Below are 20,691 nucleotides of genomic sequence, written 5' to 3' on the forward strand. Positions count from 1 at the left end.
TTCGCGGCTCCGGAGCCGAACCGGCCCCGGAGCCGCGGGTGTTCAGCGCGCCGCGTCCAACAACGCGGCGGCGGTGAAGAGTTCGACGCCGACGGTGACGGCCCGCTCGTCCGCGTCGAAGTCGCCCTGGTGGAGGTCGCGGGTGCGGTGCTCCTCGGGCCTGCGGACCCCGAGCCGCGCCATCGCGCCGGGGACGTGCTCCAGGTACCAGGAGAAGTCCTCGCCGCCGAGGCTCTGTTCGGTCCCGACGACGGCCTCGGCCCCGCGCCGTGCGGCCATCGCGCGCTGCAGGAGCTGGGTGGCGCCCGGTTCGTTGACCACGGGGGGCACCCCGCGGACGTAGGTGAGCTCGGGCTTGGCGCCGTGGAGCGCGGCGACCTCGTCGACCGCCGCGTGGACCAGGTCGGGTGCCGTGCGCCAGGAGTCGAGGTCGAGGCAGCGCAGGGTGCCGGAGAGGTCGGCGCGCTGCGGGATGACGTTGCACGCGTGTCCCGAGGCGATCCGCCCCCAGGTCAGCGCGAGCCCGGCACGCGCGTCGACGCGGCGGGCGAGGAGCGCGGGGACGTCCGTCGCCAACTTCGCGGCGGCCGTGACCAGATCGGTGGTCAGGTGGGGCCGCGCCGTATGTCCTCCCGGGCCCATGAGCGCCACCTCCACGCGGTCGGCCGCGGAGGTGATCGCGCCCGAGCGCAGGCCGATTTGTCCGACCTCGACCCGGGGGTCGCAGTGGACGGCGAGGATGCGGCCGACGCCGTCGAGGACGCCGCACTCCAGCACGTCGGGGGCACCGCCCGGCAACAGCTCCTCGGCCGGCTGGAAGAGGAGCCGCACCGAGCACGGCAGGGCCCCCGCGCGCGCCAGGTCGGCGAGGACGAGGCCGGTGCCGAGGACGGCGGTGGTGTGGACGTCGTGGCCGCAGGCGTGTGCCCGGTCGGGGACCGTCGAACGGTAGCCGACGTCCTTGGTGTCGGGGATGGGGAGCGCGTCGATGTCCGCGCGGAGCGCCAGCATCGGGCGGTCGGGAGAGGGGGGTTCGGAGGCGAGCCCCGGGTGGATGTCGCAGACGAGACCGGTGCCGAGGGAGAGCACCTGCGGTGCGAGCCCCGCCTGCTCCAGCCGCGCCTTCAGCGCCGACGTCGTGCGGAACTCCTGGTTGCCCAGCTCCGGGTGCATGTGGAGGTCCCGCCGGAAGGCGACGAGTTCGCGGCGGAGCGATTCGGGGAGCGCGCCCGGGAGTTCGGGCATCTCCGGGTTGCCTGCGGGGAGCCGTTCGGCGCCGGGGAACTGCGGGGCGTCGGACGGGTGAGGGCGTTCCGGTGGAGCGGCTTGCGGCGTGCGGCTGTGGTCCGGAGCCGCCGCTGCCGGGGTGTCGGGGGCGTCCACCTCCGGAGTGTGGGACGACAGGAGTTCGTTCATGGTGCGAAGACTAGGCGCATCACGGGGGCAACTGGCCGGTGATCCACCAAAGTTCAGCCCCACAGGGGAAGAAGAATAGCCTGGGCGGCGGTTGTTCCCGTTTGAGGCTGGGTATCGTTATGCGCTCGCTGCGCCCGGTTCGGGCCCGAGAGAGCGGACGCCGGTGGCCGACTCCGCCACCCGCGCGAGGAACCCCTTGGCTCCCGGTGCGGCGGCGGGCGTCAACCACGCGGGGTCGACGTCGCGCACCGCTACCGTCACGGGCGTACCGGAGAGGGCGAGCGGGAGCGTGTGCACGACCGTGGAGGGGAAGCTGAGGATCGTCCGCCCCACGGGGCCCCGCCGTGCGGCGAGCTCCAGCGGCAGGTCGGGACGGGCGATCTGCAACCCGGCCGCGGAGGCGACGCGTTGGAGCTTGCCGCTCGCCTCCCTGCGGTGCGCGAAGTAGCGCGTGGCGCCGTACTCCCCGGCGAGGCGGGCCACCGCCTCGACGTAGCGCTCCTGGTCGACGACGCCGGTCTCCACCAGCGAGGTGCCGACGAGGTCGGCGCCCTTGGTGAGAAGCGGAGGGCCGAACCGTTCGCGGGTCCACGCGAAGGCGTTGGTGCGCAGCCGCACGCCCGGGGGCGGCTCTATCGGCATGGCGCTGAAGACCTCCACCTCGCGCGCGGGGCCCGGTGTGAGCCGTCGGCGCGCGCCGTGCGAGACCGGAGCGAAGAGCAGCGCGCGGGCGCCGCCCCGCCCGGTGCGGTGCCAGCGCGTGAGCCGTTCCCCGCGGGCCAGTTGGGAGGCGAACTCCATCGTCGCGGTCCCGTCGTCGACCACCACCGCCTGTGCGGCGCCGGCGAGGTTGAGCAGGACCTGGAGGTAGCGCGAGAAGGGATCGCCGATCACCAGGCGCGCGGCGCGCCGGAGTTCGGCGGCGAGCGACACCGCGGCCCTGAGCGGTGCGAGCGCCCCTCCGCGCGCCTCTTGCCAGCGCACCGGGTGGCCCTCGTCCCTCGCCAGCTCCACCATGCGGCGCAACTGGCCCCGCGTCATCGGGTCGCCGGGCGGCAGCACGACGAGCGTGAGGTCCTGCGGACGTGTGAGGTGCGCCCACTCCAGGAGGTTGAGCAGTTGCGCGGGGCTTTCGGCGAAGGCGAGAGTGCGCCCTTCGGCACGCGGGGCGCCCGCGCTCCCGCCGGCGGCGCCCGTCGTCGCGCCGGTACGGCTAGACGGCCGCCGGGACACGGTCCACCCCCTCCCCGGGCGCCCCGCCCTGCTCCGCGACGACGCCGGGCACCCGGCGGAGCTTCTGCATCGGCTTCAACTCGCTCTCGTAGACGCGCTTCACGCCGTCCCCGAGCGACTCCTCGATGGTGCGGATGTCCCTGACCATGCGGCGCAGCCCGCCGGGCTCGACGGAGGCCGCCTGGTCGGAGCCCCACATCGCGCGGTCGAGGGTGACGTGCCGCTCGACGAAGACGGCGCCGAGCGCGACGGCGGCGAGGGTGGTCTGGAGGCCGGTCTCGTGGCCGCTGTAGCCGATCGGGACGTTGGGGAACTCGGTCTGGAGCGTGTGGATCATGCGCAGGTTGAGTTCGCCCGCCGGGGCCGGGTACGTCGAAGTGGCGTGGCAGAGCACGATGTTCTCGCTGCCGAGCACCTCGACGGCGTGCCGGATCTGGCGGGGCGTCGACATGCCGGTGGAGAGGACCACCGTGCGGCCGGTCTCCCGCATGGCGCGCAGGAGGTCGTCGTCGGTGAGGGAGGCCGAGGCCGCCTTGTGCGCGGGCACGTCGAACTTCTCGAGGAAGGCGACGGACTCGACGTCCCACGGCGACGCGAACCAGTCGATGCCGCGCTCGGCGCAGTGCTCGTCGACGGCGCGGTACTCCTCCTCGCCGAACTCGACGCGGTGGCGGTACGCCAGGTACGTCATCCGGCCCCAGGGGGTGTCGCGTTCGACGTCCCACTGGTCGCGCGGGGTGCAGACCTCGGGCGTGCGCTTCTGGAACTTGACGGCGTCGCAGCCCGCTTCGGCCGCGGCGTCGATCAGGCGGAGGGCGTTGTCGAGGTCGCCGTTGTGGTTGATGCCGATCTCTGCGGTGACGTAGACGGGCCGGCCGGGGCCCGCGAGGCGGCTGCCGAGCGTCCGCTGGCGGGTGGTGGTCGGGGTGGTGCTCATCTTCGGGTTTCCCTTCGGTTTCGGTGCGCCGCGGTCCGCGGCGCGGGTCTGCGTGGCGTGCTCAGGTCGCCGCGTCGGACGCCGATACGGCTGCCCGCGGCGGCGGTTGGGCCGCTCCCGCGTGCGCGGGAGCGGGCTCGGGCCCGGCGTGCGCCGGGGCGTCGAGGAGCGGGGCGAGGAGGCGGGCGCGCGCCAGGTCGTGGGGTTCGTCGACCTCCAGGACGCGTGCCGCTTCGGTCCGCACGGGGACGGTGCGGCCGAAGAAGCGGTGCCGTGCGGCGCGGAAGCCGTCGGCGCGCATCGCGTAGGCGGCGCCCGTCTCCAGCAGGTCCTCGGGACGGTCCTGCCGGCGCGGCCTGTGCCTGCTGTCGTGGTTGACGCCGCGTGCGCCGCCCGGCTCGTCGCGCCAGACGAAGCCGTGGAACGGCGCGACGCTCAGCGCGCTGTCCGCGCCGCCGAGCACCGCGCCGGCGACGCCCGCGACGTCACCCGGCGTGACGAACGGGCTCGTGCACTGCACCAGCAGCACCACGTCGACGGTGCGGCCCGTACGCGCCTCGTGGACGTCGAGCGCGTGGAGGACGGCGGCCTCGCTCCCCGCGGTGTCCACCGCCAAGTGCGCCGGACGCTCGACCGCTTCGGCGCCCTCCGGCAGGACGGCGGAGACGATCCCGGCGTCGTCGGTGGAGACGGCGACGGCGGTCGGCTGCGGCGCAGCCAGGCAGGCGCGCACGGCGCGCACCACGAGCGGCGCGCCGCCGACCTCGGCGAGGTTCTTGCCCGGCACGCCCTTCGAGCCGCCCCGCGCGGGGACGACGGCGAGGACCTCGGGCCGGTCGCGGTGGGTCATTCGGGCTCCCTGGCGAAGAGGACGGGGCGGAGGCAGCGTGGGCACGCGCCGGCTGCGTACGGCACGGAGCGCCCCAACGGGACCGCGCCGTACGGGAGTCGGTGCCGTCGGCACCGCGGCCGGCTCACAGCTCCCCCAGCCGGCGCACGACGGGCGCCACCCGCTGCACCCCGTGCCGGTACGCGCCCCGCGCCGTCGTACGGAGCGCGCGGCGCAGGGCGCTCGGACGTGCGGTCGAGGCCGAGCGCCGCAGGGGCTCGCCCTGCGGGTCGAGGCCGTAGCGCGCGAGGACGGCGGCGAGGTGCGCGGGGGCGGTGCGCGGCGTGTAGCACGGGGCGAGCGGCGGCAGTCCCGCACCGGCCGACCGCGCGACGAGGCGCGCGACCCGGGCGCGGGCCGCGTCGAAGGCGTGCGCGTACCACTCCCCCGTGCTCCCGCCCCCGGGCGGAAGCACCCCCTCGCGGGCGCACCACTCGCCGTCCGCCTCGGGGAGCGCGCCCGCGTCGAGCTCGTCCCAGGAGGCGAGGCACCCCGAGCCGAGGAAGTAGTGGTTGCCGAGCGCCTCGCGGACACCGAGGTCGGTGAGGACCGCCGTCGGCACGCCGCGGTGGAGCGACTCCAGCGCGGCCGTCGAACTCACGGTGACGAGCAGGTCGGTCCGCTCCAGCACCTCCCCCATGTGCCCGTGGACGAGGCGGCAGTTGGGCGGCAGGCCGCCGGGGAGCGAGCGGGCCAGCCGCTGGTAGGGCTGCTCCTCGATGTGCGTGGTCTGCTCGCCCGGTTTGCTCCGCAACTTGACGAGCACCTGGCGATCGGGGTGCGCCCGCGCGTGCTCCGCGGCGCGCCGCAGCAGATAGCGCCGGTCCGCACGGCCTGCGGGGACGGACGGCTGGGTGGCGAAGACGACCGTGAACGGGCGCCCCGTGTCCGCAGGTTGGGGCACCCCCGGCTCGTGCGCCCCGTCGAGGAAGGGGAGCGCGCACTCCGTCACGCCGTCCGGGTCGGCCCCTGCCCCGCGGTACACCTCGCGGAAACGGGCCGCGTCCGCGGGCGAGTTGGCGAGGACGACGTCGGCGCCGTGGCGCAGCAGCAGCCCGTCGGCGAGCTTCTCGTAGACGACGCCGACGTACCCGGTGACCATCACGGGGCGCCGCAGCGGCCCCGCCCCCGGTGCGGCGGCGCGCTGCGCGGCCGCCGCACCGTGCAGCATCGACTGCACCGCGCCGCCCACGCAGGCGAGCACGATCGCGTCGTACCCGGGGTCCCGCTCGGCGGCGGCGCGGACGAACTCGGCCGTCGTCACCTCGCGCAACGAGTCGGCGTCGGCGTCGACTTCGGCGAGCTGGCGCGGCGTCGGCGTCGCCCTGCCGCGCAGCAGCAGGCCGTCGAGGTGCGCCCCGGGCGCAAGCCTGCGTGCGGTGAGCGCGCCCCATTTCCAGCGCGTGTCGGAATCCGCGAGCACGGCGACGCGCTGCGGCGCGGAATGCGCCGAGTTTTCACCGACGGCTTCTGCAAAAGTACCTGTGAGCACGCCGAAGACATTAGGGAGCAGAAATCCCCGGAGGCCGAACGGAAAGGCAACAGACGGTGAACAACGGCGCACCGCGGGGCGGTTCACCTGCCCGCCATGCGCCGTTCACCACGGCGATCACACCAGGACACACCCCTGCGCCGACGCGGGCCTAGCCTTTCTCCCCGTGGTCAAGCTCTCCGTCATCGTGCCGTTCTACAACGTGCGCGACTACGCACCCGACACTCTCGCAAGCCTGCAGGAAAACACCGGCGAGGACGTCGAGTTCCTCCTCGTCGACGACTGCTCGACCGACGGCACACGCGCGCTCCTGGAAAAGGCGGAAAGGGAACTCCAAGGCGCCGTGCTCGTGCCGCGGGAAGAGAACGGCGGCCTCGCCTCCGCGCGCAACTCCGGACTCGCGCGCGCCGAGGGCGAGTTCGTCACCTTCCTCGACGGGGACGACTGGCTCGCGCCCGGCTACTACGCGCGGCTCCTCTCCGCGGCGGAGAAGCTGCGCTGCGACTTCCTCCGCACCGATCACGTCCGGTGCACCGGCAGGTCCCGCACGATCGCGCGCGTGCCGCACGGGCGCCGCGAGGTCGTCGAGGACCCGCGCGGCGCGATCCTCCCCGCCGACCGCACCACCTCCGTCGACTACGCGTACGCCTGGGCCGGCATCTACCACCGCCGCCTCCTCGACCGCGGGCTCCTCCACTTCACCGAGGGCCTGCGCACCGCGGAGGACCGGCCGTGGATCTGGCGGCTCCACCGGGAGGCCGAGTCCTTCGCGGCCGTCGGCCTCCTCGGGGTCTTCTACAGGCGCGGCGTCGCCTCCTCCCTCACCCAGATCGGCGACGTACGCCAACTCGACTTCCTCCGCGCCTTCGACCAGGTCGTCACCGAGACCGCCGAGGACCGCGACGCCGCGGCGCTCCTCCCCAAGGCCGTCCGCACCTACTGCGCGATCATCGCGCACCACCTCACCAGCGGCCGGTTCGAACCGCGCGTGGCCCGCCTGCTGCGCGCACGCAGCGCGGCAGCGCTGCGCACCCTCCCGCCCGCCGTGCGGGACGAGGCGCTCCACGCGATGGACGCGCCACGCGCGGCCCGGCTGCGCCGGCTGCTGCGCCGCCCCACGCGCGCGGCGCCGCCGGCCGGCGTACCGCGCCTCTCCCCCGACGGCGCCGGCCCCGCCCGCCGGGCAGCGAACGGAGCCTCCGTCTGATGCGCACCAGAATCCTCCTCGCCTCCACGCTCTACGGCGCCGCCACCCTCGTCGCCGCCGAGGAGTCGGGGCTCCTCGGGCCCGCGGGACGGCGCCTCCTCCTCGTCAGCAACAACGCCGCCGTGCCCGAGACCACGCCGGCGCTCGACGCCGCGCCCGGATTCGCCGTGCTGCGGGGCGCGTTCGACTCCGTCGCGTCGTGGAACGACGCCATCAGGCCGCTCCACCCCGGCGGTTGGTCGCCCCGCGCCGACGAGGTCCCGCTCTGGGAGCGGCACCTGCGGCGGCTGTGGGGGCTCGGCGAGGACGAGGTGGAGCTCGTCGTGGAGTCGATCCAGGTCGATCCGGCGCTCGCGCTCTGCCGGATCTTCACCGACGCGCCCGTCACCGTCTACGCCGACGGACTGATGAGCTACGGGCCGACCCGCAACAGGCTCGACCCGCTCGTCGGCTCCCGCATCGACCGCCTCCTCCACCTCGACCTCGTACCGGGCCTGCGTCCGCTGCTGCTCGGCGAGTTCGGCGTACCGGCCCGGGTGGTGCCGCTCGACGCCTTCCGCTCGGTGCTCGACCGCCTCGCGCGGGCCGCGCCCGCCGAAGTCGAGGCGGCGCCGCACGGAGGCGCGCTCCTGCTCGGGCAGTACCTCGGGGCGCTCGGCATCCTCAGCCACGACGAGGAGGAGCAGCTCCACCTGTCGATGGTGCGCGGCGCCGCCGCGCGCGGACACCGCACGGTCCTCTTCAAGCCGCACCCGGTGGCCCCGCTCCGCTACACCGACGCGCTGCGCGACGCGGCCGACGCGCTCGGCGTCGACCTCACCGTGCTCGACGCGCCCGTCCTCGCCGAGACGCTCTGCGCCCGCACCCGCCCCGCCCTCGTCGCCGGGTGCTTCTCCACCGGCCTCTTCACCGCCGCCGCCTGCTACGGCATCCCCGTCGCACGCACCGGAACCGGGATGCTGCTGCGACGGCTCGCGCCGTACGAGAACAGCAACCGCGTCCCCGTCACCCTCGCGGACGCGCTCCTGCCCGAGTTGGGCGACCCGGAGGCGACACCGGCCGCGGACCTCGCGGCCACCGGAGGGGTCACCGCGCTGGTCCGCGCCGTGGGGTTCGCGATGCGGCCACGGCTCCACCCCGAACTGCGCGGCGAGGCCGAGCTGTTGCTGTCGGCCCGGCGCTCAGAACCGGCCCTCCTCCGCTACTTCGACCGCCGCCGCCTCGCCGTCCTCGGCCTCCCGGGCGCACTACCGCCGGCGCTGACCCGGATGGTGCGCGACCCCAGGGTCCGCCGGCTCGCGCGCCGCGCTCCGCGCTCGCTGCGGCAGGCGGTGACGGGGTAGCACGACGGCGCGCGCCCCCGCCACCGGGAGCGCGCGCCGTCGGGGCCGCCGTCCGGCTACAACACCAGCGAGAGCAGCAGCACGAAGACGAGCGAGGCGACCGAGATCAGCGTCTCCATCACCGACCACGTCTTCACCGTCTGCCCGACGTCCATCCCGAAGTACTCCTTCACCAGCCAGAATCCGGCGTCGTTGACGTGGCTGAAGAAGAGCGAGCCGGCGCCGACGGCGAGGACGAGCAGCGCCGTGTGCGTGCTGGACATGTCGGCGGCGAGCGGCGCGACGAGGCCGGCGGCCGAGATCGTCGCGACGGTGGCGGAACCGGTCGCGAGGCGGATGCCGACGGCGATCAGCCAGCCGAGGAGGAGCGCGGAGATGTTCCAGTCCTCCGAGAAGCGGAGGATCATGTCGCCGACGCCGATGTCGATGAGCGTCTGCTTGAAGCCGCCGCCCGCGCCCACGATGAGCAGGATGCCGGCGATCGGCACCAGCGACTTCTCGACCGTGGTGGCGACCCGCTGGGTGCCGAACCCGGCGGCCCGCCCGAGCGTGAACATCCCGACGACGGCGGCCGCGAGGAGCGCGATCATCGGCGAGCCGACGACGTCCATCACACGCTGCACCCCGGCCTCGGGGTCGTCGACGATGACGTCGGTGAACGCCTTGGCGAGCATCAGCACGACCGGCAGCAGCACCGTCGCCAGCGTCGCGGCGAAGCGGGGGCGGCGCTTCAGCTCCTCGGAGGGACGCTGCGGGACGAGGCCCTCGGGCGGCGTGACGTCGACCCAGCGGTCGGCGTACCGGGCGAAGAGCGGCCCCGCGATGACCGCCACCGGGACCGCGATGAGGACGCCGAGCGCGAGCGTGACGCCGAGGTCGGCGTCGAGGGAGTCGATCGCGGCGAGCGGGCCGGGGTGCGGCGGCACGAGGCCGTGCATGACGGAGAGTCCTGCGAGTGCGGGGATGCCGATCCGCATCAGCGAGTACTGGCCGCGCTTGGCGACGAGCAGCACCACGGGGATGAGCAGGACGATCCCGACCTCGAAGAAGAGCGGGAGTCCGACGATCCCGGCGATGAGGACCATCGCCCAGGGCATCGCCCGGTTCCCGGTGCGGGCGAGGATCGTGTCGACGATCTGGTCGGCGCCGCCCGAGTCCGCGAGGAGTTTCCCGAGGATGGCGCCGAGTGCGATGAGCACGCCGACGCCCGAGACGGTCTCGCCGAGTCCCGCGGTGAAGCTCTCGATCGTCTTGTCGGGGGAGGCGGCGGCCACCGAGCCGAGGACGAGGGAGCCGATGGTGAGGGCGAGGAAGGCGTGCAGCCTCCACTTGGTGATCAGCAGCACGATCGCGGCGATGCCGACCAGAACGGCGATGCCGAGCTGAAGGTCGCCCGCCGAGGTTATCTTCTCGGCCGAATCGCCTGCTGCCAGCATCTCGACGCTGAGATGACGCACGGGAGTTCCTTTACGGACAGGGGGTCGAAGAGGGGTGTGGCGCGCCGCGTGGGCGGCGCGCGGGGAGGCTCACCCGGCGGACGCGCCGCCGCTGCGGGCCTCTTCGCCGGAGGCGCGGGGATCGGGGTCGTGCCCCTCCGACGCTCCGGCACCGAGCGCGGTGAGCGCCTCGCGCGCCACCGCCTCGGGGGGCTGGTCGACGGAGACGGCGGTGCCCGACTCGTCGGAGCCGAGCGGCTCGAGCGTCGCGAACTGCGAGTCGAGGAGTTCGGGCGGCATGAAGTGGCCCTGCCGGCCCCGCATCCGCTCGGCGATCAACTCGCGGTCGCCGACGAGGTGCAGGAAGAAGAGGCCGGGCGCCGCGGCGCGCAGCCGGTCGCGGTAGGCCCGCTTGAGCGCGGAGCAGCTCACGACGCCGCCGGACCCGTCCCTGCCGTGCGCCCACTCGCCGATGGCGTCGAGCCAGGGGATCCGGTCGTCGTCGTCGAGGGAGACGCCGGAGGACATCTTGGCGATGTTGGCCGGGGGGTGGAAGTCGTCGGCCTCCGCGTAGGGGACGCGGAGTTCGGCGGCGAGCAGCTCGCCCACCGTCGTCTTCCCCGTGCCCGCCACTCCCATGACGACCACCACAGGGGCGGCGCTCGCGGCGTTCATCGCTACCTCGCTGGATACGGCTCTCGGGCGTGCGCCCTGGTTGTGCGGACCGGCCGGAGTCCGCTGCGTACGGCGGCTCCCGGCGTCGCGCGGCGGCACCGGCCGTCGCTTCGGCCTCGGCCACTCAACCCGACTGATCACACGTATTCAAGAGGTGGGCCATAAAAAGTCATACTTAAAGCGCGTGACGGTTGCCACGCTCCCCGCCTCCCCGGGGAGGGGGCGCGGCAGCCTGCGTAAGCTGGGCACTTCCGGGCGAAGAGCGGACAGGAGAGCGCAGGCCGATGGCGGAGCAGGCGGACAGCCGCGGGCAGGGGCTGCACGCCCGCCTCCTCGACGCGCTCGGTCCCGCGATCACCGCGGGCGAGTACCCGCCGGGCACCGTGCTCCGCACCGACGAGGTCGCCGAGCGGTACGAGGTCTCCCGCACCGTGGTCCGCGAGGCGGTCCGCGTCCTGGAGTCGATGCATCTCGTGGAGTCGCGCCGACGGGTCGGCCTCACCGTGCTGCCCACGGCGGAGTGGAACGTCTACGACCCGCAGGTGATCACCTGGCGCCTCGCAGGCGCCGACCGCCCGCGCCAGCTGCGCTCGCTCACCGTCCTGCGGTCGGCCGTCGAGCCGGCGGCGGCGAGGCTCGCCGCCGAGAGCGCGACGCCGCAGCAGTGCGCAGAACTCACGGAGCACGCCCTCGGCATGGTCGCCACCTCCCGCGGGCACCGGCTCGGCGAGTACCTGGAGCACGACGTCGCCTTCCACCGCGTCGTCCTCAACTCCTCGGGCAACGAGATGTTCGCGCGCCTCGGCGACGTCGTCGCCGCCGTCCTCACCGGCCGTACCCGCCACGACGTCATGTTCAGCGATCCGCGGCAGGAGGCCGTCACCATGCATGTGCAGGTGGCGGAGGCGGTGCGCGAGGGGGACGGCGAGCGCGCCGAGTCGGTGATGCGCAACATCACGGTCGACGCGATGGCGGAGCTCGACGTCCTGGCGCCCTGACCGGACGCTACGGGTGTCCCGCAGACCGGTGCAGCAGCGCTTCGTCGGGCCACCGCTCGTGCCAGCGCCGGTCCGCCTCCAGCTCGGCGGCGAGCGAGACGAGGAGCGGCTCGCTCGCTTCGGGCCCCAAGAGCTGGGCGCCGAGCGGGAGTCCGGGGCCGCGTCCCCCGTCCACGGGGGCGGGCGCGAACCCTGCGGGGACGTTGACGGCCGGCCAGCCGAGGACGTTCCACGGCCAGGCGTAGGGGCAGTGGGCGATCATCGTGCGGTCGGTCCGCCAGCCGCTGAGCCCGGTGAAGGCGCCCACCCTCGGAGGCGGCGTCGCCGTGGTCGGTGCGAGGACGACGTCGTACCGGTGGAAGATGCGGCCGACGCGGCGCCGCAGCGGGGTCTCCGCTGCCCGGGCCGCACGCAGGATCGGACCGCCGAGCAGCCGCCCGGTGCGGACGGCACCGAGCGTGCGCGGGTCCAACAGACGGCGCTCGGGGGCGCGTTCGGACCAGGTGCGCACGCCGGCGGTCGCCCGCGGTACGAACGTGAGGCCGATCGGGCCGTATCGCGGCTCCGCCTCCTCCACCCGGTGGCCGAGCAGCGCCAGCCGCTCGGCGAGAGCGCGCACCGCCGACTCGACGAGCGGGTCGAGGGCCTTCGGCGTCGCCGTGAAGGGCATGCCGGTGGAGAGGGCGATGCGGAGACGCTCGGGCGGGCGGTCGGCAGCCGGGAGCACGTCGACGGGTGCGGGCCTGTGGAGGTCGCCGGGTGCGTTGCCGCTGGCGGCGGCGAGGAGGAGCGCGGCGTCCCTGACGGTGCGCGCGAGCGGCCCGTTGACCGTGATCCCGTTGAACGCCTCCGCCTCCGGCCAGGTGGAGATGCGCCCGCGCTGCGGCTTGATCCCGACGAGGTGCGTCCAGGCCGCGGGGATGCGCACGGAGCCCGCCCCGTCGGAGCCGAGCGCCGCGGCCACGAGCCCCGCCGCGACCGCCGCCGCCGAGCCTCCCGAGGAGCCGCCGGGGGTGTGGTCCGGGTTCCAGGGGTTGCGGGTGTCGCCGAAGACGGGGCCCTCGGTGAAGGGCCACTGTCCGAGTTCGGGGCTGTTGGTCTTGCCGACGATCACAGCGCCCGCGGCGCGCAGACGGCGCACGGACTCGCCGTCGCACGCCTTCGGCGGGAAGGCCCCGCCGCAGCCGAAGGCGGTGGGCTCGCCCGCCACGTCGGTGTCGTCCTTCACTGCCAACGGCACGCCGAGCAGCGGGCGTTCGGAACCCGCGAGGCCGCGCGCGAGCGCGGCGTCGGCCGCGTCCGCCTCGGCGAGCGCGGCTTCCTCGCGCACCAGGCGGAAGGCGTTGACGACCGGCTGCGTCGCGGCGATCCGGTCGAGGGCGCGCCGGGTGAGCGCGCGCGAGGTGGTCTCGCCCGCGGCGAGGGCGCGCGCCTGCTCGGCGAGCCCGGGGGCGCGCACCACCGGTTCCGTACTCTCCGCCACGGTGCCCACCTCCACGGCGGGCGCCCCGGGGACGGTCCCCGGGTTCAGGTCGCCGAGGGGCGACCGTCGGATACCCGCCAGTAGTCCGGCCCTCATCCTGCTGACAGGCGGCGCCGAGTCAACCCCCGCACGGCGAGCGGCCGTCGGGCCCGCACGAATGCACCACCGCGCGCGTGCGCCGGCTCAGAAGGCGTCGGTCGGGACGTAGGCGCCCCAGACCTCCCGGAGCGTGTTGCAGACCTCGCCGACGGTCGCGCGGGCACGCAGCGCCTCCTTCATCGGGTAGAGGACGTTCTCCTCCTCGCCCTCGGCCGCCTTCCGCAGCGCGGCGAGCGCGGTGTCGACGGCGCCCTGGTCGCGCTCGGCCCGCAGCCGCGCGAGCCGCTCGACCTGCTGCTGCTCGATCGCCGGGTCGACGGTGAGCGGCTCGTACGGGTCCTCCTCCGCGAGCTGGTACCGGTTGACGCCGACGACGACGCGCTCGCCGCTGTCCTGTTCCTGAGCGATCGCGTACGCGCTGCGCTCGATCTCGTTCTTCTGGTAGCCCTGCTCGATCGCGTGGACGGCCCCGCCCCGCTCCTCGACCTGCTCCATCAACTCCAGCGCCTTCGCCTCCACCTGGTCGGTGAGGGACTCGACGACGTAGCTGCCGGCGAACGGGTCGACGGTCGCGGTGACGTCGGTCTCGTAGGCGAGCACCTGCTGGGTGCGGAGCGCCAGCCGCGCCGACTTGTCGGTCGGGAGCGCGAGCGCCTCGTCGTAGGAGTTGGTGTGGAGCGACTGCGTCCCGCCGAGCACGGCACCGAGCGCCTGCACCGTCACGCGCGCAAGGTTCACCTCGGGCTGCTGCGCCGTGAGTTGGACGCCGGCCGTCTGGGTGTGGAAGCGGAGCATCAGGGACTTGGGGTTCTCGGCACCGAACTCCTCGCGCATCACCTTCGCCCAGATCCGCCGGGCCGCACGGAACTTGGCGACCTCCTCCAGGATCGTCGTCCGCGAGACGAAGAAGAACGAGAGCCGGGGCGCGAAGTCGTCGACGTCCATCCCCGCGGCGACGGCGGTGCGCACGTACTCGATGCCGTCGGCGAGGGTGAAGGCGATCTCCTGCGCGGGCGTCGCGCCGGCCTCCGCCATGTGGTAGCCGGAGATCGAGATCGTGTTCCACTTCGGGATCTCGGCACGGCAGTACTTGAAGATGTCGGCGATGAGGCGGAGCGAGGGCTGCGGCGGGAAGATGTAGGTGCCGCGCGCGATGTACTCCTTGAGCACGTCGTTCTGGATGGTGCCGGTGAGCTTCTGCGGGTCGGCGCCCTGCTCCTCGGCGACGAGTTGGTAGAGGAGGAGCAGCAGCGCGGCGGGCGCGTTGATCGTCATCGACGTGGAGACCTTCTCCAGCGGGATGCCGCCGAAGAGGACGCGCATGTCGTCGATCGAGTCGATGGCGACGCCGACCTTGCCGACCTCGCCCGAGGCGAGGGGCGCGTCCGAGTCGTGGCCCATCTGGGTCGGCAGGTCGAAGGCGACCGAGAGGCCCATGGTGCCGTTCTCGATCAACTGCTTGTAGCGCGCGTTCGATTCGGAGGCGGTTCCGAACCCCGCGTACTGCCGCATCGTCCAGGGGCGGCCGGTGTACATCGTGGGATAGACACCTCGCGTGTACGGAAAGGCGCCGGGATCGCCGAGCCGTTCGGCGTGGTCCCATCCGTCCAGCGCGCCGGGGCCGTAGACCGGTTCGATGGGCTGGCCTGACTCCGACTGGCGTGCCGCCATGGTGCTGCCTCCGTACGTTCGCGCCTGCGACGGCGCCCGCGGGAGGCGGGGCGGCGTCGCCGAGAGTGTGGGTGCGTACGGCACGGACTGTAGCGATCGCCCTGCGAACAGTGGAGGTGTGCACGCTGGGACCTTGCTCACAGCCGACGTAGGTGGCTCCGCGCTCCCCGATTCCCGTGTGTCGTGCGCCGGTTGAGGAGGCGCCCCCGCGTACGCGCCAGGGGCTCGGCGGGGCGTTGTGCGCCCGATCGAGGTTCACGGGAGAGGTGGAGTGGGAATTGATGTGCTGCGAGACAGTCGCTGCCCGGGGGGACTCTCATGGCCGGTCGAAGAAGAGGCACGGAGCGCGCACCGCACGCGCGCGCGGAGCGCGAGTGTGCGCGTGACGCCCCGGAGCGCGCGCGGGTCCCGGCCCGACGCCGCGGACGACTCGCCGTGGCGGGGCTCGCGCTCGGCGCCGTCACCGCGCTCGCCGGCTGCCAGGTCGACACCTCGGGCGAGCCCTCCGTCCGGGTCTCGCGCCTCCCCGAGGAGCCGGTGGCCCGCTCCTCGCCACCGCCCTCCCCCTCCGACGCACCGGCCGCCGTCCCCGAGCCGAGCAGCCCCGCGCCGCGGACGAGCAGCAGCACCCCGTCGCCCCCGCCACCGCCGCCCGACCCGGTGCTGATGCGGTCGGGGCAGGAGAGCGGCCAGGTGCGCGAACTCCAGGCGCGGCTTCAGCAGTTGAAGCTCTTCTCGGTCAACCCCACGGGGTACTACGGCGACATCACCACCGCCTCGGTGAAGGCGTTCCAGCGCAAGCAGGGCAGCCCCCGCACCGGCAACGTCTCCCCGAGCGACTGGACCGCGCTCCGGGCGCGCACCTCCCAGCCGACGAAGCTGGAGCTCCACCCGACGACCTCCCGCCCGCTCGCCGATCCCGACCCGCGCTGCCGCACCGGCCGCGCCCTCTGCATCAGCAAGAAGAGCCGCACCCTCGCCTGGATGGTCGACGGCGAGGTCCGCTCGGCGATGGACGTCCGCTTCGGCTCGGCCTACACGCCCACGCGCGAGGGGAAGTTCAAGGTCGACTTCAAGAGCCGCCGCCACCACTCGACGATCTACGACACCCCCATGCCGTACGCGCTGTTCTTCAGCGGCGGCCAAGCCGTCCACTACTCCGCGGACTTCGCCGCCACCGGGTACTCGGGCGCCTCGCACGGCTGCGTCAACGTCCGGGACAAGAAGCGGATCATCGCGCTCTTCGACGCGGTACGCGCCGGCGACAAGGTCGTCGTCTACAAGTGACGCCGCACTCGCGGCAGCGGAGGAAGCGGGGGCGCGGGCGGGACCGGGGGAACGTGTCCCGCCCGCGCCGATGCGCGCGCCCAGGGGTACGGGGGGAACCCCGGGCGTCATCGCGCAGCCGATGACCAGTCGGCTCACTCCCTTCTGCGCTGCCGCACCGGAAAGTGTCACACCGCCGCACACCTGCGCCCTGTGGTCTCCGTCACTCCTGCCGCCGGGGCGGGGCTCTTGCGGAATGCCTTGGTCAACGTCCGTCGTGCGGGGGGCTGGTGGCGACCGGGATTCCTCGGAAAAGGTCGCCCGCGGGCCCGCGGGCCGAAGCCCCCGCGGCCGGTGGTGGAGCCCCCGTCCGACATCGGCGGAGGCGTCATCTGTGCCGCGCCGCCCGGGACTTGCCACAATCCCGACGTGAGCCGCGACCGCACCTCCCGCCCCGGGCCCTCCGCATGGCCCGGGTATGCCGCATGCACGCTCGGCCTGTTGTACGCCGCCGTCAGCGCCTACTGGGCGGCAGGCGGCACGGCCGGTCTCGACACCGTCGGCGGCGAACTGGCTCGATCGACCCGGGCCCGCGATCCCGGAATGGTGGCGGTGCTCTGGCTCACCGTCGGCCTCAAACTCGTCGCCGCGCTGCTGGGGTTGGCGCTCGTGCGTCCTCGGCGGCGGATGCCGCGCCGTCTTCTGCTGACCCTTTCCGGGGTTGCCGCTGTGGTACTCACCGCGTACGGAGGTCTGTTGGTCGGCGGGCAGGCGCTGGTGAAGGCGGGAGTGCTGGGGACGTCGTCGGACGTGGACCGGACGGCGTTCGACTGGCACCTGTTCCTGTGGGACCCGTGGTTTCTCGTCTGGGGACTGCTCCTGGGTGCGGCCGCGTACCGCGAAGGGCTTTCGCGGAACGCTCGGCCGTAGGCGCTCGCCGGTGGACGTCCCGCCGCCCGTGTTCCGAGCTCGACCGGGACGTCGTCGTCCAGCGGTCCCGTCTCCCGGCACGTCCCGGTTCAAGTGCATGTCGGGGCCCGGCCGTCGACAACGCGACGCGGGTCCGCGCCCCGCCGCCGGCCGGCGCGCCGAACGTCGCCGTCTCCGGATGCGCTGACCGCCGTGCGGACTCGGCGCCGGCGTGTGCGCCGGCCGGAACCCACCACCGACGGGACCGAATGCGACCGAACCGTTGGGCTTCGGACGCCCGCCGGCAGGGACGCGACCGCGGCATCTCCGGGCACGCCGGATTGTCGACGCGCACGTGCCGCGTGCGCGGGGTCGCTGAGGACCGGCCCGCTACGGCCCCGCCGGTGTCGGGACGGCCGCGCCCTCGGGTGTGGGACCGGGTGCGAACGAGCCCCCTGCGCCCTCGCTTTCGGAGGAGTCGTCCTCGTCGTCGTCCTCGTCGCCGTCGCCCGGGACGCTCGGGACGCCCGGGCTCCCTTCCGGGGAGCTGGGCTTGGTGGGCGGTGCCGGGTCCCCGCCGCCCGGTCCGGTGCCGCCGGGTGACGAGGTGCCGACGTCGCCGCCCGGCGCGGACCAGCCGCGGCCCGAGCAGAAGGAGCGGACCGCGTTCCTGCCGCCGGCCGCTTGCTCCAGCTTGGCGCGCTGCTTGGAGTTGAGCACACCGTCCGCGTACGCCTCGCAGAGCGCGTTGGCGAGCTTGCCGTGGCCCGTGCCGTGCCGGGGGCCGTCGCGGTGCTTGCGGCCGTCGCCGTCCTCGGAGTCGTCGTCCGCGCCGGGGCTCTTGCTGCCATCGTTCTCGTCGTCGTCGCGCGAGGGCTTGCGCGAGCCGTCCTCGTCCTCCCAACTCCCCGTGCTGCCGGGGGCGGGCTCGTCCCGCTCGGGGGACCGGAAACCGTCCGGGCTCGAGAGCGGCGAGGCGCTCGCCGCGGGGGCCTCCCCACCGAACGGACTCGGCAGCACGCCGGTGCCGGCCGCGACGGCGACGCCGCCGAGCGCGCACCCGGCGAGCGCCACGGCGAAGCCGGCGCGCAACGGCACACCCGCCACCGCCCACCGCGCGCCGTGCACTCGGCCACGGTCGCGCGCACCCGTCGAGGCGCTGCGGAGCAGCCCGGCCTGTGCGCTGCGGAACGCCTCGACGGCCGCCGTCTCGCCGGGCAGTTCATCGCCGCCGTGCCGCGGCGAGGGCCCCAGCTGCCGGGCTGCGAGATCGTCCAGGACGGCGTCGAGCCGCGCGTGGCGATCCGCCGCCTGCTCCTCCTCGGGGCCGCGGCCCGCACCCGTCCCCGCGCTGCGGGCAGGGGAATCCGACGCCGGGGGCAGCGGTCTTCCACGCAGCAGGCGCTCCGCTGCCTCTCCGTCCAGCCAGCCATACCGGTCCGCCATCACGTATCCCTCAGCGTTGTCACGACGCTCGGCGTCACACCGAAGGTCATGTTTCGCCCCCGTCCGCTCCGGCGGAGCCACGCCCCGAGGCCCGCCGCAACCTGCCCTTCGGCGGCAGCGCCTGCACCGCCTGCGGCGCCCCGCTCTCCGATTCCTCCAGCAGCTCCGCGAGCTTGCGCAGTCCGCGGTGGGCCGCGGTGCGCACCGCCCCCGGGCGCTTCCCCAGTACCTCCGCCACGCTCTTCGCGTCGAGCCCCACGACGACGCGCAGCACCACGGCCTCGGCCTGGTCCCTGGGGAGGCACGCGATGAGCTCCATCGTCCGCCCGGTGTCGAGCGACTCCAGTGCCTCCTGCGCCGTGTCCGTCTCCCCCGGCAGCGCGGCGAGTTCGCTCTCGTCGCCGCCGACCGCCGGGCGCCGCCCGCGCATCCGGATGTGGTCGAGCGCCCGGTTGCGCGCGATCCGCGCCGTCCAGCCGCGGAACCTGTCGCCGTCGCCGTGGAACCGCGCGAGGTCCCTGGCGATCTGGAGCCACGCCTCCGAGGTCACGTCCTCGGCGTCGGCCTCGGGCACGAGCGTGCGGACGTACCCCAACAGCCTGGGATGCACGGCGCGGTAGACGGTGCGGAAGGCGTCCTCGTCCCCGTCCTGCGCCGCCCGCACCGCAGCCGTCAGCTGTGCGTCGTCCCCCTGCACGCTCGTTTCTCGCTCCACTCCGCGAACTTGCGACGGTCGTTGCTCGGCCACGCCTGGATGTGGGGCCCGTCCCTGCCGTGCTCGGCCGCTCCGCCCAGGAGCGGCTCGGTGCTCCCCGGCCATACACCCGGGGTCTGCTCGCGCACCAGCTCTTTGCCGATGCGATGCAGCACGCTAAGGGCAAGTGTGCTCGCTCGTCCATGCCGAGCACCGCGCGGGTCCGTCCTGCCTCCCGGCCCCGGACAGGCGTCGCGTCTCCCGGCGGACGGAGCGCCCCCGGCATATGCAATGTGGACGACGGCCCAGGCAGCGGGAGTTGGGGACGACCGCGCGAGACACGGGTAACAGTTTCGGGCCGCCCGGCGCAGAGGGGAGTACGGGCCTGCCAGAGGCACAGCGCGCGCCCGTGCCAGACGACCGGGGTCTCTCCTGTGGGGGGTGGCGACCCCGGTCGTCCTTTGTACGCGTTCCGGCGCCGGGGCGGCCGGTGAGCGGTACCTCACGGGGCCTGGCCGGATCTCGGACTCGTCACCCGCGTTGGTGTCTTCGACACGGCGCCTGTGCTTGATCGCGTATTCCCGAGCGCCCCTGGGAAGGTTCTGCTGCGCGCCTTGCGGTGCGGCGAAGGACCTCGAATTCGTCCGGTGCGCATGCCGGGTCGGCGCGTTCCGAGAGGTCGTGCGTCGACACGGCGCCGGAGGAATCCCAGCCCCATTTGCATTTCTTCGTCGCGGCGCTGTGGCTGGGGCGTCGCCCCTCCCGGTGGCCTCCAACGAGCGCGACGGTTCCGGCGGTTGTCACGTCGTGGCAGACGTGATCACCGAAATTGCGGCGTGAGACCACTGCTTCGAGGTGGGGTTTTTCGAGCACGGCGATACCGCCCCCGGACGCGACGTCCGCGGTGGAATGGGGAAGGGCACCAGGGCAGAGCCGCCCGAGAAAGCCGACGGGGCCGCGACTGCTCACGGCGGCTCCCGCGTCGGCGTCACTCACCCGCCGGTGAGCGTGCGGAAGATGAGGTCGGCGCGCGACTCCGGGGGCGGGGCGCCCGTGCCGCTCGTCGCCCCGTCCGGAGGTCGTGCGGTGTCGACGGTCCGTGTCGGCGGCGGACCGGTCTCTGCGAGGAGCGGTACGAAGTCGCCGCCGCGCCGGCGCAGTACCAGGTGAGGCCGGCCTTCGGCGCCGGTGCCGGGGAAGGTGTGCGCCGTGCCGTCCTCGTCGACGAGGGTGAGCGTGACGCCCGTCGCCGCGGCCACCCACCTCGCCATCGTCTCGTCGGCCCGCTGCCGCCAACCGGCCCGTCCCGCGTGCCGGGCGAGCTCCGCTGCCGCCTCGTGCGCCGGCGCGTCCAGGAGCCCGGCCACGGCGTTCCGTTCGCCGGGCGGCGGCGCCTGCCCGAGTATCCGCGCCGGATCGCGCCGGACCTGCGCCGCCTGCTCCCGGTGCGCCCGCCGCTCGCCGTCCGGGAGCCCGGCCGTCTGCGCGGCGTGCTCG

At 74.2% G+C, this 20,691-nt stretch carries 17 protein-coding genes and 1 pseudogene; 5 read left to right on the top strand and 13 right to left on the bottom strand.

Annotated elements, in window-relative coordinates:
- Positions 1-42 precede the first annotated feature (42 nt).
- The 5 genes and pseudogenes from UWG_RS0113955 to UWG_RS0113975 form a co-directional block, all read right to left on the bottom strand.
- On the bottom strand, positions 43-1,416 hold the full coding sequence (locus UWG_RS0113955) for an amidohydrolase (protein ID WP_033196133.1): 1,374 nt from the start codon (positions 1,414-1,416) through the stop codon (positions 43-45).
- Positions 1,417-1,533: 117 nt separating this feature from the next.
- Positions 1,534-2,649: a hypothetical protein gene (locus UWG_RS0113960; protein WP_016907839.1), complete on the bottom strand. Its 1,116-nt coding sequence runs from the start codon at positions 2,647-2,649 to the stop codon at positions 1,534-1,536.
- Positions 2,630-3,586 (bottom strand): N-acetylneuraminate synthase family protein, encoded by a 957-nt coding sequence (locus UWG_RS0113965; protein WP_016907840.1) that lies wholly within the window; start codon positions 3,584-3,586, stop codon positions 2,630-2,632. Before UWG_RS0113965 ends, UWG_RS0113960 begins: the two co-directional genes overlap by 20 nt.
- 118 nt (positions 3,587-3,704) lie before the next feature.
- A pseudogene (locus UWG_RS0113970) lies at positions 3,705-4,436 on the bottom strand (acylneuraminate cytidylyltransferase family protein); the annotation flags it as partial.
- Positions 4,437-4,560: 124 nt separating this feature from the next.
- Positions 4,561-5,898 carry a DUF6716 putative glycosyltransferase gene (locus UWG_RS0113975; protein ID WP_016907842.1) on the bottom strand — a complete coding sequence of 446 codons (1,338 nt, stop codon included), beginning with the start codon at positions 5,896-5,898 and terminating at the stop codon, positions 4,561-4,563.
- Positions 5,899-6,133: 235 nt separating this feature from the next.
- Here UWG_RS0113975 and UWG_RS0113980 point away from each other — a divergent pair, with 235 nt between their 5' ends.
- Together UWG_RS0113980 and UWG_RS0113985 are read left to right on the top strand one after the other, a co-directional pair.
- Complete coding sequence (locus UWG_RS0113980; protein WP_016907843.1) at positions 6,134-7,174, top strand: glycosyltransferase family 2 protein; 1,041 nt, start codon at positions 6,134-6,136, stop codon at positions 7,172-7,174.
- Positions 7,174-8,517, top strand: a complete 1,344-nt coding sequence (locus UWG_RS0113985) for a polysialyltransferase family glycosyltransferase (RefSeq protein WP_016907844.1) — start codon at positions 7,174-7,176, stop codon at positions 8,515-8,517. The genes UWG_RS0113980 and UWG_RS0113985 overlap by 1 nt, the downstream gene beginning before the upstream one ends.
- A 56-nt stretch (positions 8,518-8,573) precedes the next feature.
- On the opposite strand, the gene UWG_RS0113990 is transcribed toward UWG_RS0113985, so the two are convergent.
- The gene (locus UWG_RS0113990; protein ID WP_016907845.1) at positions 8,574-9,974 is read right to left on the bottom strand and encodes a GntP family permease; all 1,401 of its coding nucleotides are present in this window, start codon (positions 9,972-9,974) and stop codon (positions 8,574-8,576) included.
- Between the two features lie 69 nt (positions 9,975-10,043).
- Positions 10,044-10,628 carry a gluconokinase gene (locus UWG_RS0113995; protein WP_016907846.1) on the bottom strand — a complete coding sequence of 195 codons (585 nt, stop codon included), beginning with the start codon at positions 10,626-10,628 and terminating at the stop codon, positions 10,044-10,046.
- A gap of 284 nt (positions 10,629-10,912) precedes the next feature.
- Here UWG_RS0113995 and UWG_RS0114000 point away from each other — a divergent pair, with 284 nt between their 5' ends.
- Positions 10,913-11,626, top strand: a complete 714-nt coding sequence (locus UWG_RS0114000) for a FadR/GntR family transcriptional regulator (protein ID WP_016907847.1) — start codon at positions 10,913-10,915, stop codon at positions 11,624-11,626.
- 7 nt (positions 11,627-11,633) lie between these two features.
- On the opposite strand, the gene UWG_RS0114005 is transcribed toward UWG_RS0114000, so the two are convergent.
- Positions 11,634-13,109 carry an amidase gene (locus UWG_RS0114005; RefSeq protein ID WP_016907848.1) on the bottom strand — a complete coding sequence of 492 codons (1,476 nt, stop codon included), beginning with the start codon at positions 13,107-13,109 and terminating at the stop codon, positions 11,634-11,636.
- 183 nt (positions 13,110-13,292) lie between these two features.
- Positions 13,293-14,879 carry an acyl-CoA mutase large subunit family protein gene (locus tag UWG_RS0114010; protein WP_016907849.1) on the bottom strand — a complete coding sequence of 529 codons (1,587 nt, stop codon included), beginning with the start codon at positions 14,877-14,879 and terminating at the stop codon, positions 13,293-13,295.
- A gap of 435 nt (positions 14,880-15,314) precedes the next feature.
- Between UWG_RS0114010 and UWG_RS0114015 the strand changes: the two genes are divergently transcribed.
- On the top strand, positions 15,315-16,166 hold the full coding sequence (locus tag UWG_RS0114015; protein ID WP_016907850.1) for a L,D-transpeptidase family protein: 852 nt from the start codon (positions 15,315-15,317) through the stop codon (positions 16,164-16,166).
- A 408-nt stretch (positions 16,167-16,574) separates the two neighbouring features.
- Positions 16,575-17,075: a DUF3995 domain-containing protein gene (locus tag UWG_RS0114020; RefSeq protein ID WP_033196136.1), complete on the top strand. Its 501-nt coding sequence runs from the start codon at positions 16,575-16,577 to the stop codon at positions 17,073-17,075.
- A 369-nt stretch (positions 17,076-17,444) separates the two neighbouring features.
- On the opposite strand, the gene UWG_RS0114025 is transcribed toward UWG_RS0114020, so the two are convergent.
- From UWG_RS0114025 to UWG_RS0114040, 4 genes are all read right to left on the bottom strand, one after another.
- Positions 17,445-18,500 carry a hypothetical protein gene (locus UWG_RS0114025; protein WP_016907852.1) on the bottom strand — a complete coding sequence of 352 codons (1,056 nt, stop codon included), beginning with the start codon at positions 18,498-18,500 and terminating at the stop codon, positions 17,445-17,447.
- A 46-nt stretch (positions 18,501-18,546) separates the two neighbouring features.
- Positions 18,547-19,197 (bottom strand): RNA polymerase sigma factor, encoded by a 651-nt coding sequence (locus UWG_RS0114030; protein WP_016907853.1) that lies wholly within the window; start codon positions 19,195-19,197, stop codon positions 18,547-18,549.
- Positions 19,173-19,370 carry a hypothetical protein gene (locus UWG_RS32780; protein ID WP_016907854.1) on the bottom strand — a complete coding sequence of 66 codons (198 nt, stop codon included), beginning with the start codon at positions 19,368-19,370 and terminating at the stop codon, positions 19,173-19,175. Before UWG_RS32780 ends, UWG_RS0114030 begins: the two co-directional genes overlap by 25 nt.
- Positions 19,371-20,186: 816 nt before the next feature.
- A partial coding sequence (locus UWG_RS0114040) for a hypothetical protein (protein WP_029391442.1) occupies positions 20,187-20,691 on the bottom strand: 505 nt, incomplete at its 5' end.

The sequence above is a fragment of the Streptomyces xiaopingdaonensis genome, from assembly GCF_000262345.1.
Classification (GTDB): domain Bacteria; phylum Actinomycetota; class Actinomycetes; order Streptomycetales; family Streptomycetaceae; genus Streptomyces; species Streptomyces xiaopingdaonensis.

Bases quoted from the DNA above. Each gene is read 5' to 3' on its own strand.
- UWG_RS0113955 (WP_033196133.1), bottom strand. From the start codon at position 1,416: ATGAACGAACTCCTGTCGTCCCACACTCCGGAGGTGGACGCCCCCGAC.
- UWG_RS0113965 (WP_016907840.1), bottom strand. From the start codon at position 3,586: ATGAGCACCACCCCGACCACCACCCGCCAGCGGACGCTCGGCAGCCGC.
- UWG_RS0113985 (WP_016907844.1), top strand. From the start codon at position 7,174: ATGCGCACCAGAATCCTCCTCGCCTCCACGCTCTACGGCGCCGCCACC.
- UWG_RS0113995 (WP_016907846.1), bottom strand. From the start codon at position 10,628: ATGAACGCCGCGAGCGCCGCCCCTGTGGTGGTCGTCATGGGAGTGGCG.
- UWG_RS0114000 (WP_016907847.1), top strand. From the start codon at position 10,913: ATGGCGGAGCAGGCGGACAGCCGCGGGCAGGGGCTGCACGCCCGCCTC.
- UWG_RS0114010 (WP_016907849.1), bottom strand. From the start codon at position 14,879: ATGGCGGCACGCCAGTCGGAGTCAGGCCAGCCCATCGAACCGGTCTAC.
- UWG_RS0114025 (WP_016907852.1), bottom strand. From the start codon at position 18,500: ATGGCGGACCGGTATGGCTGGCTGGACGGAGAGGCAGCGGAGCGCCTG.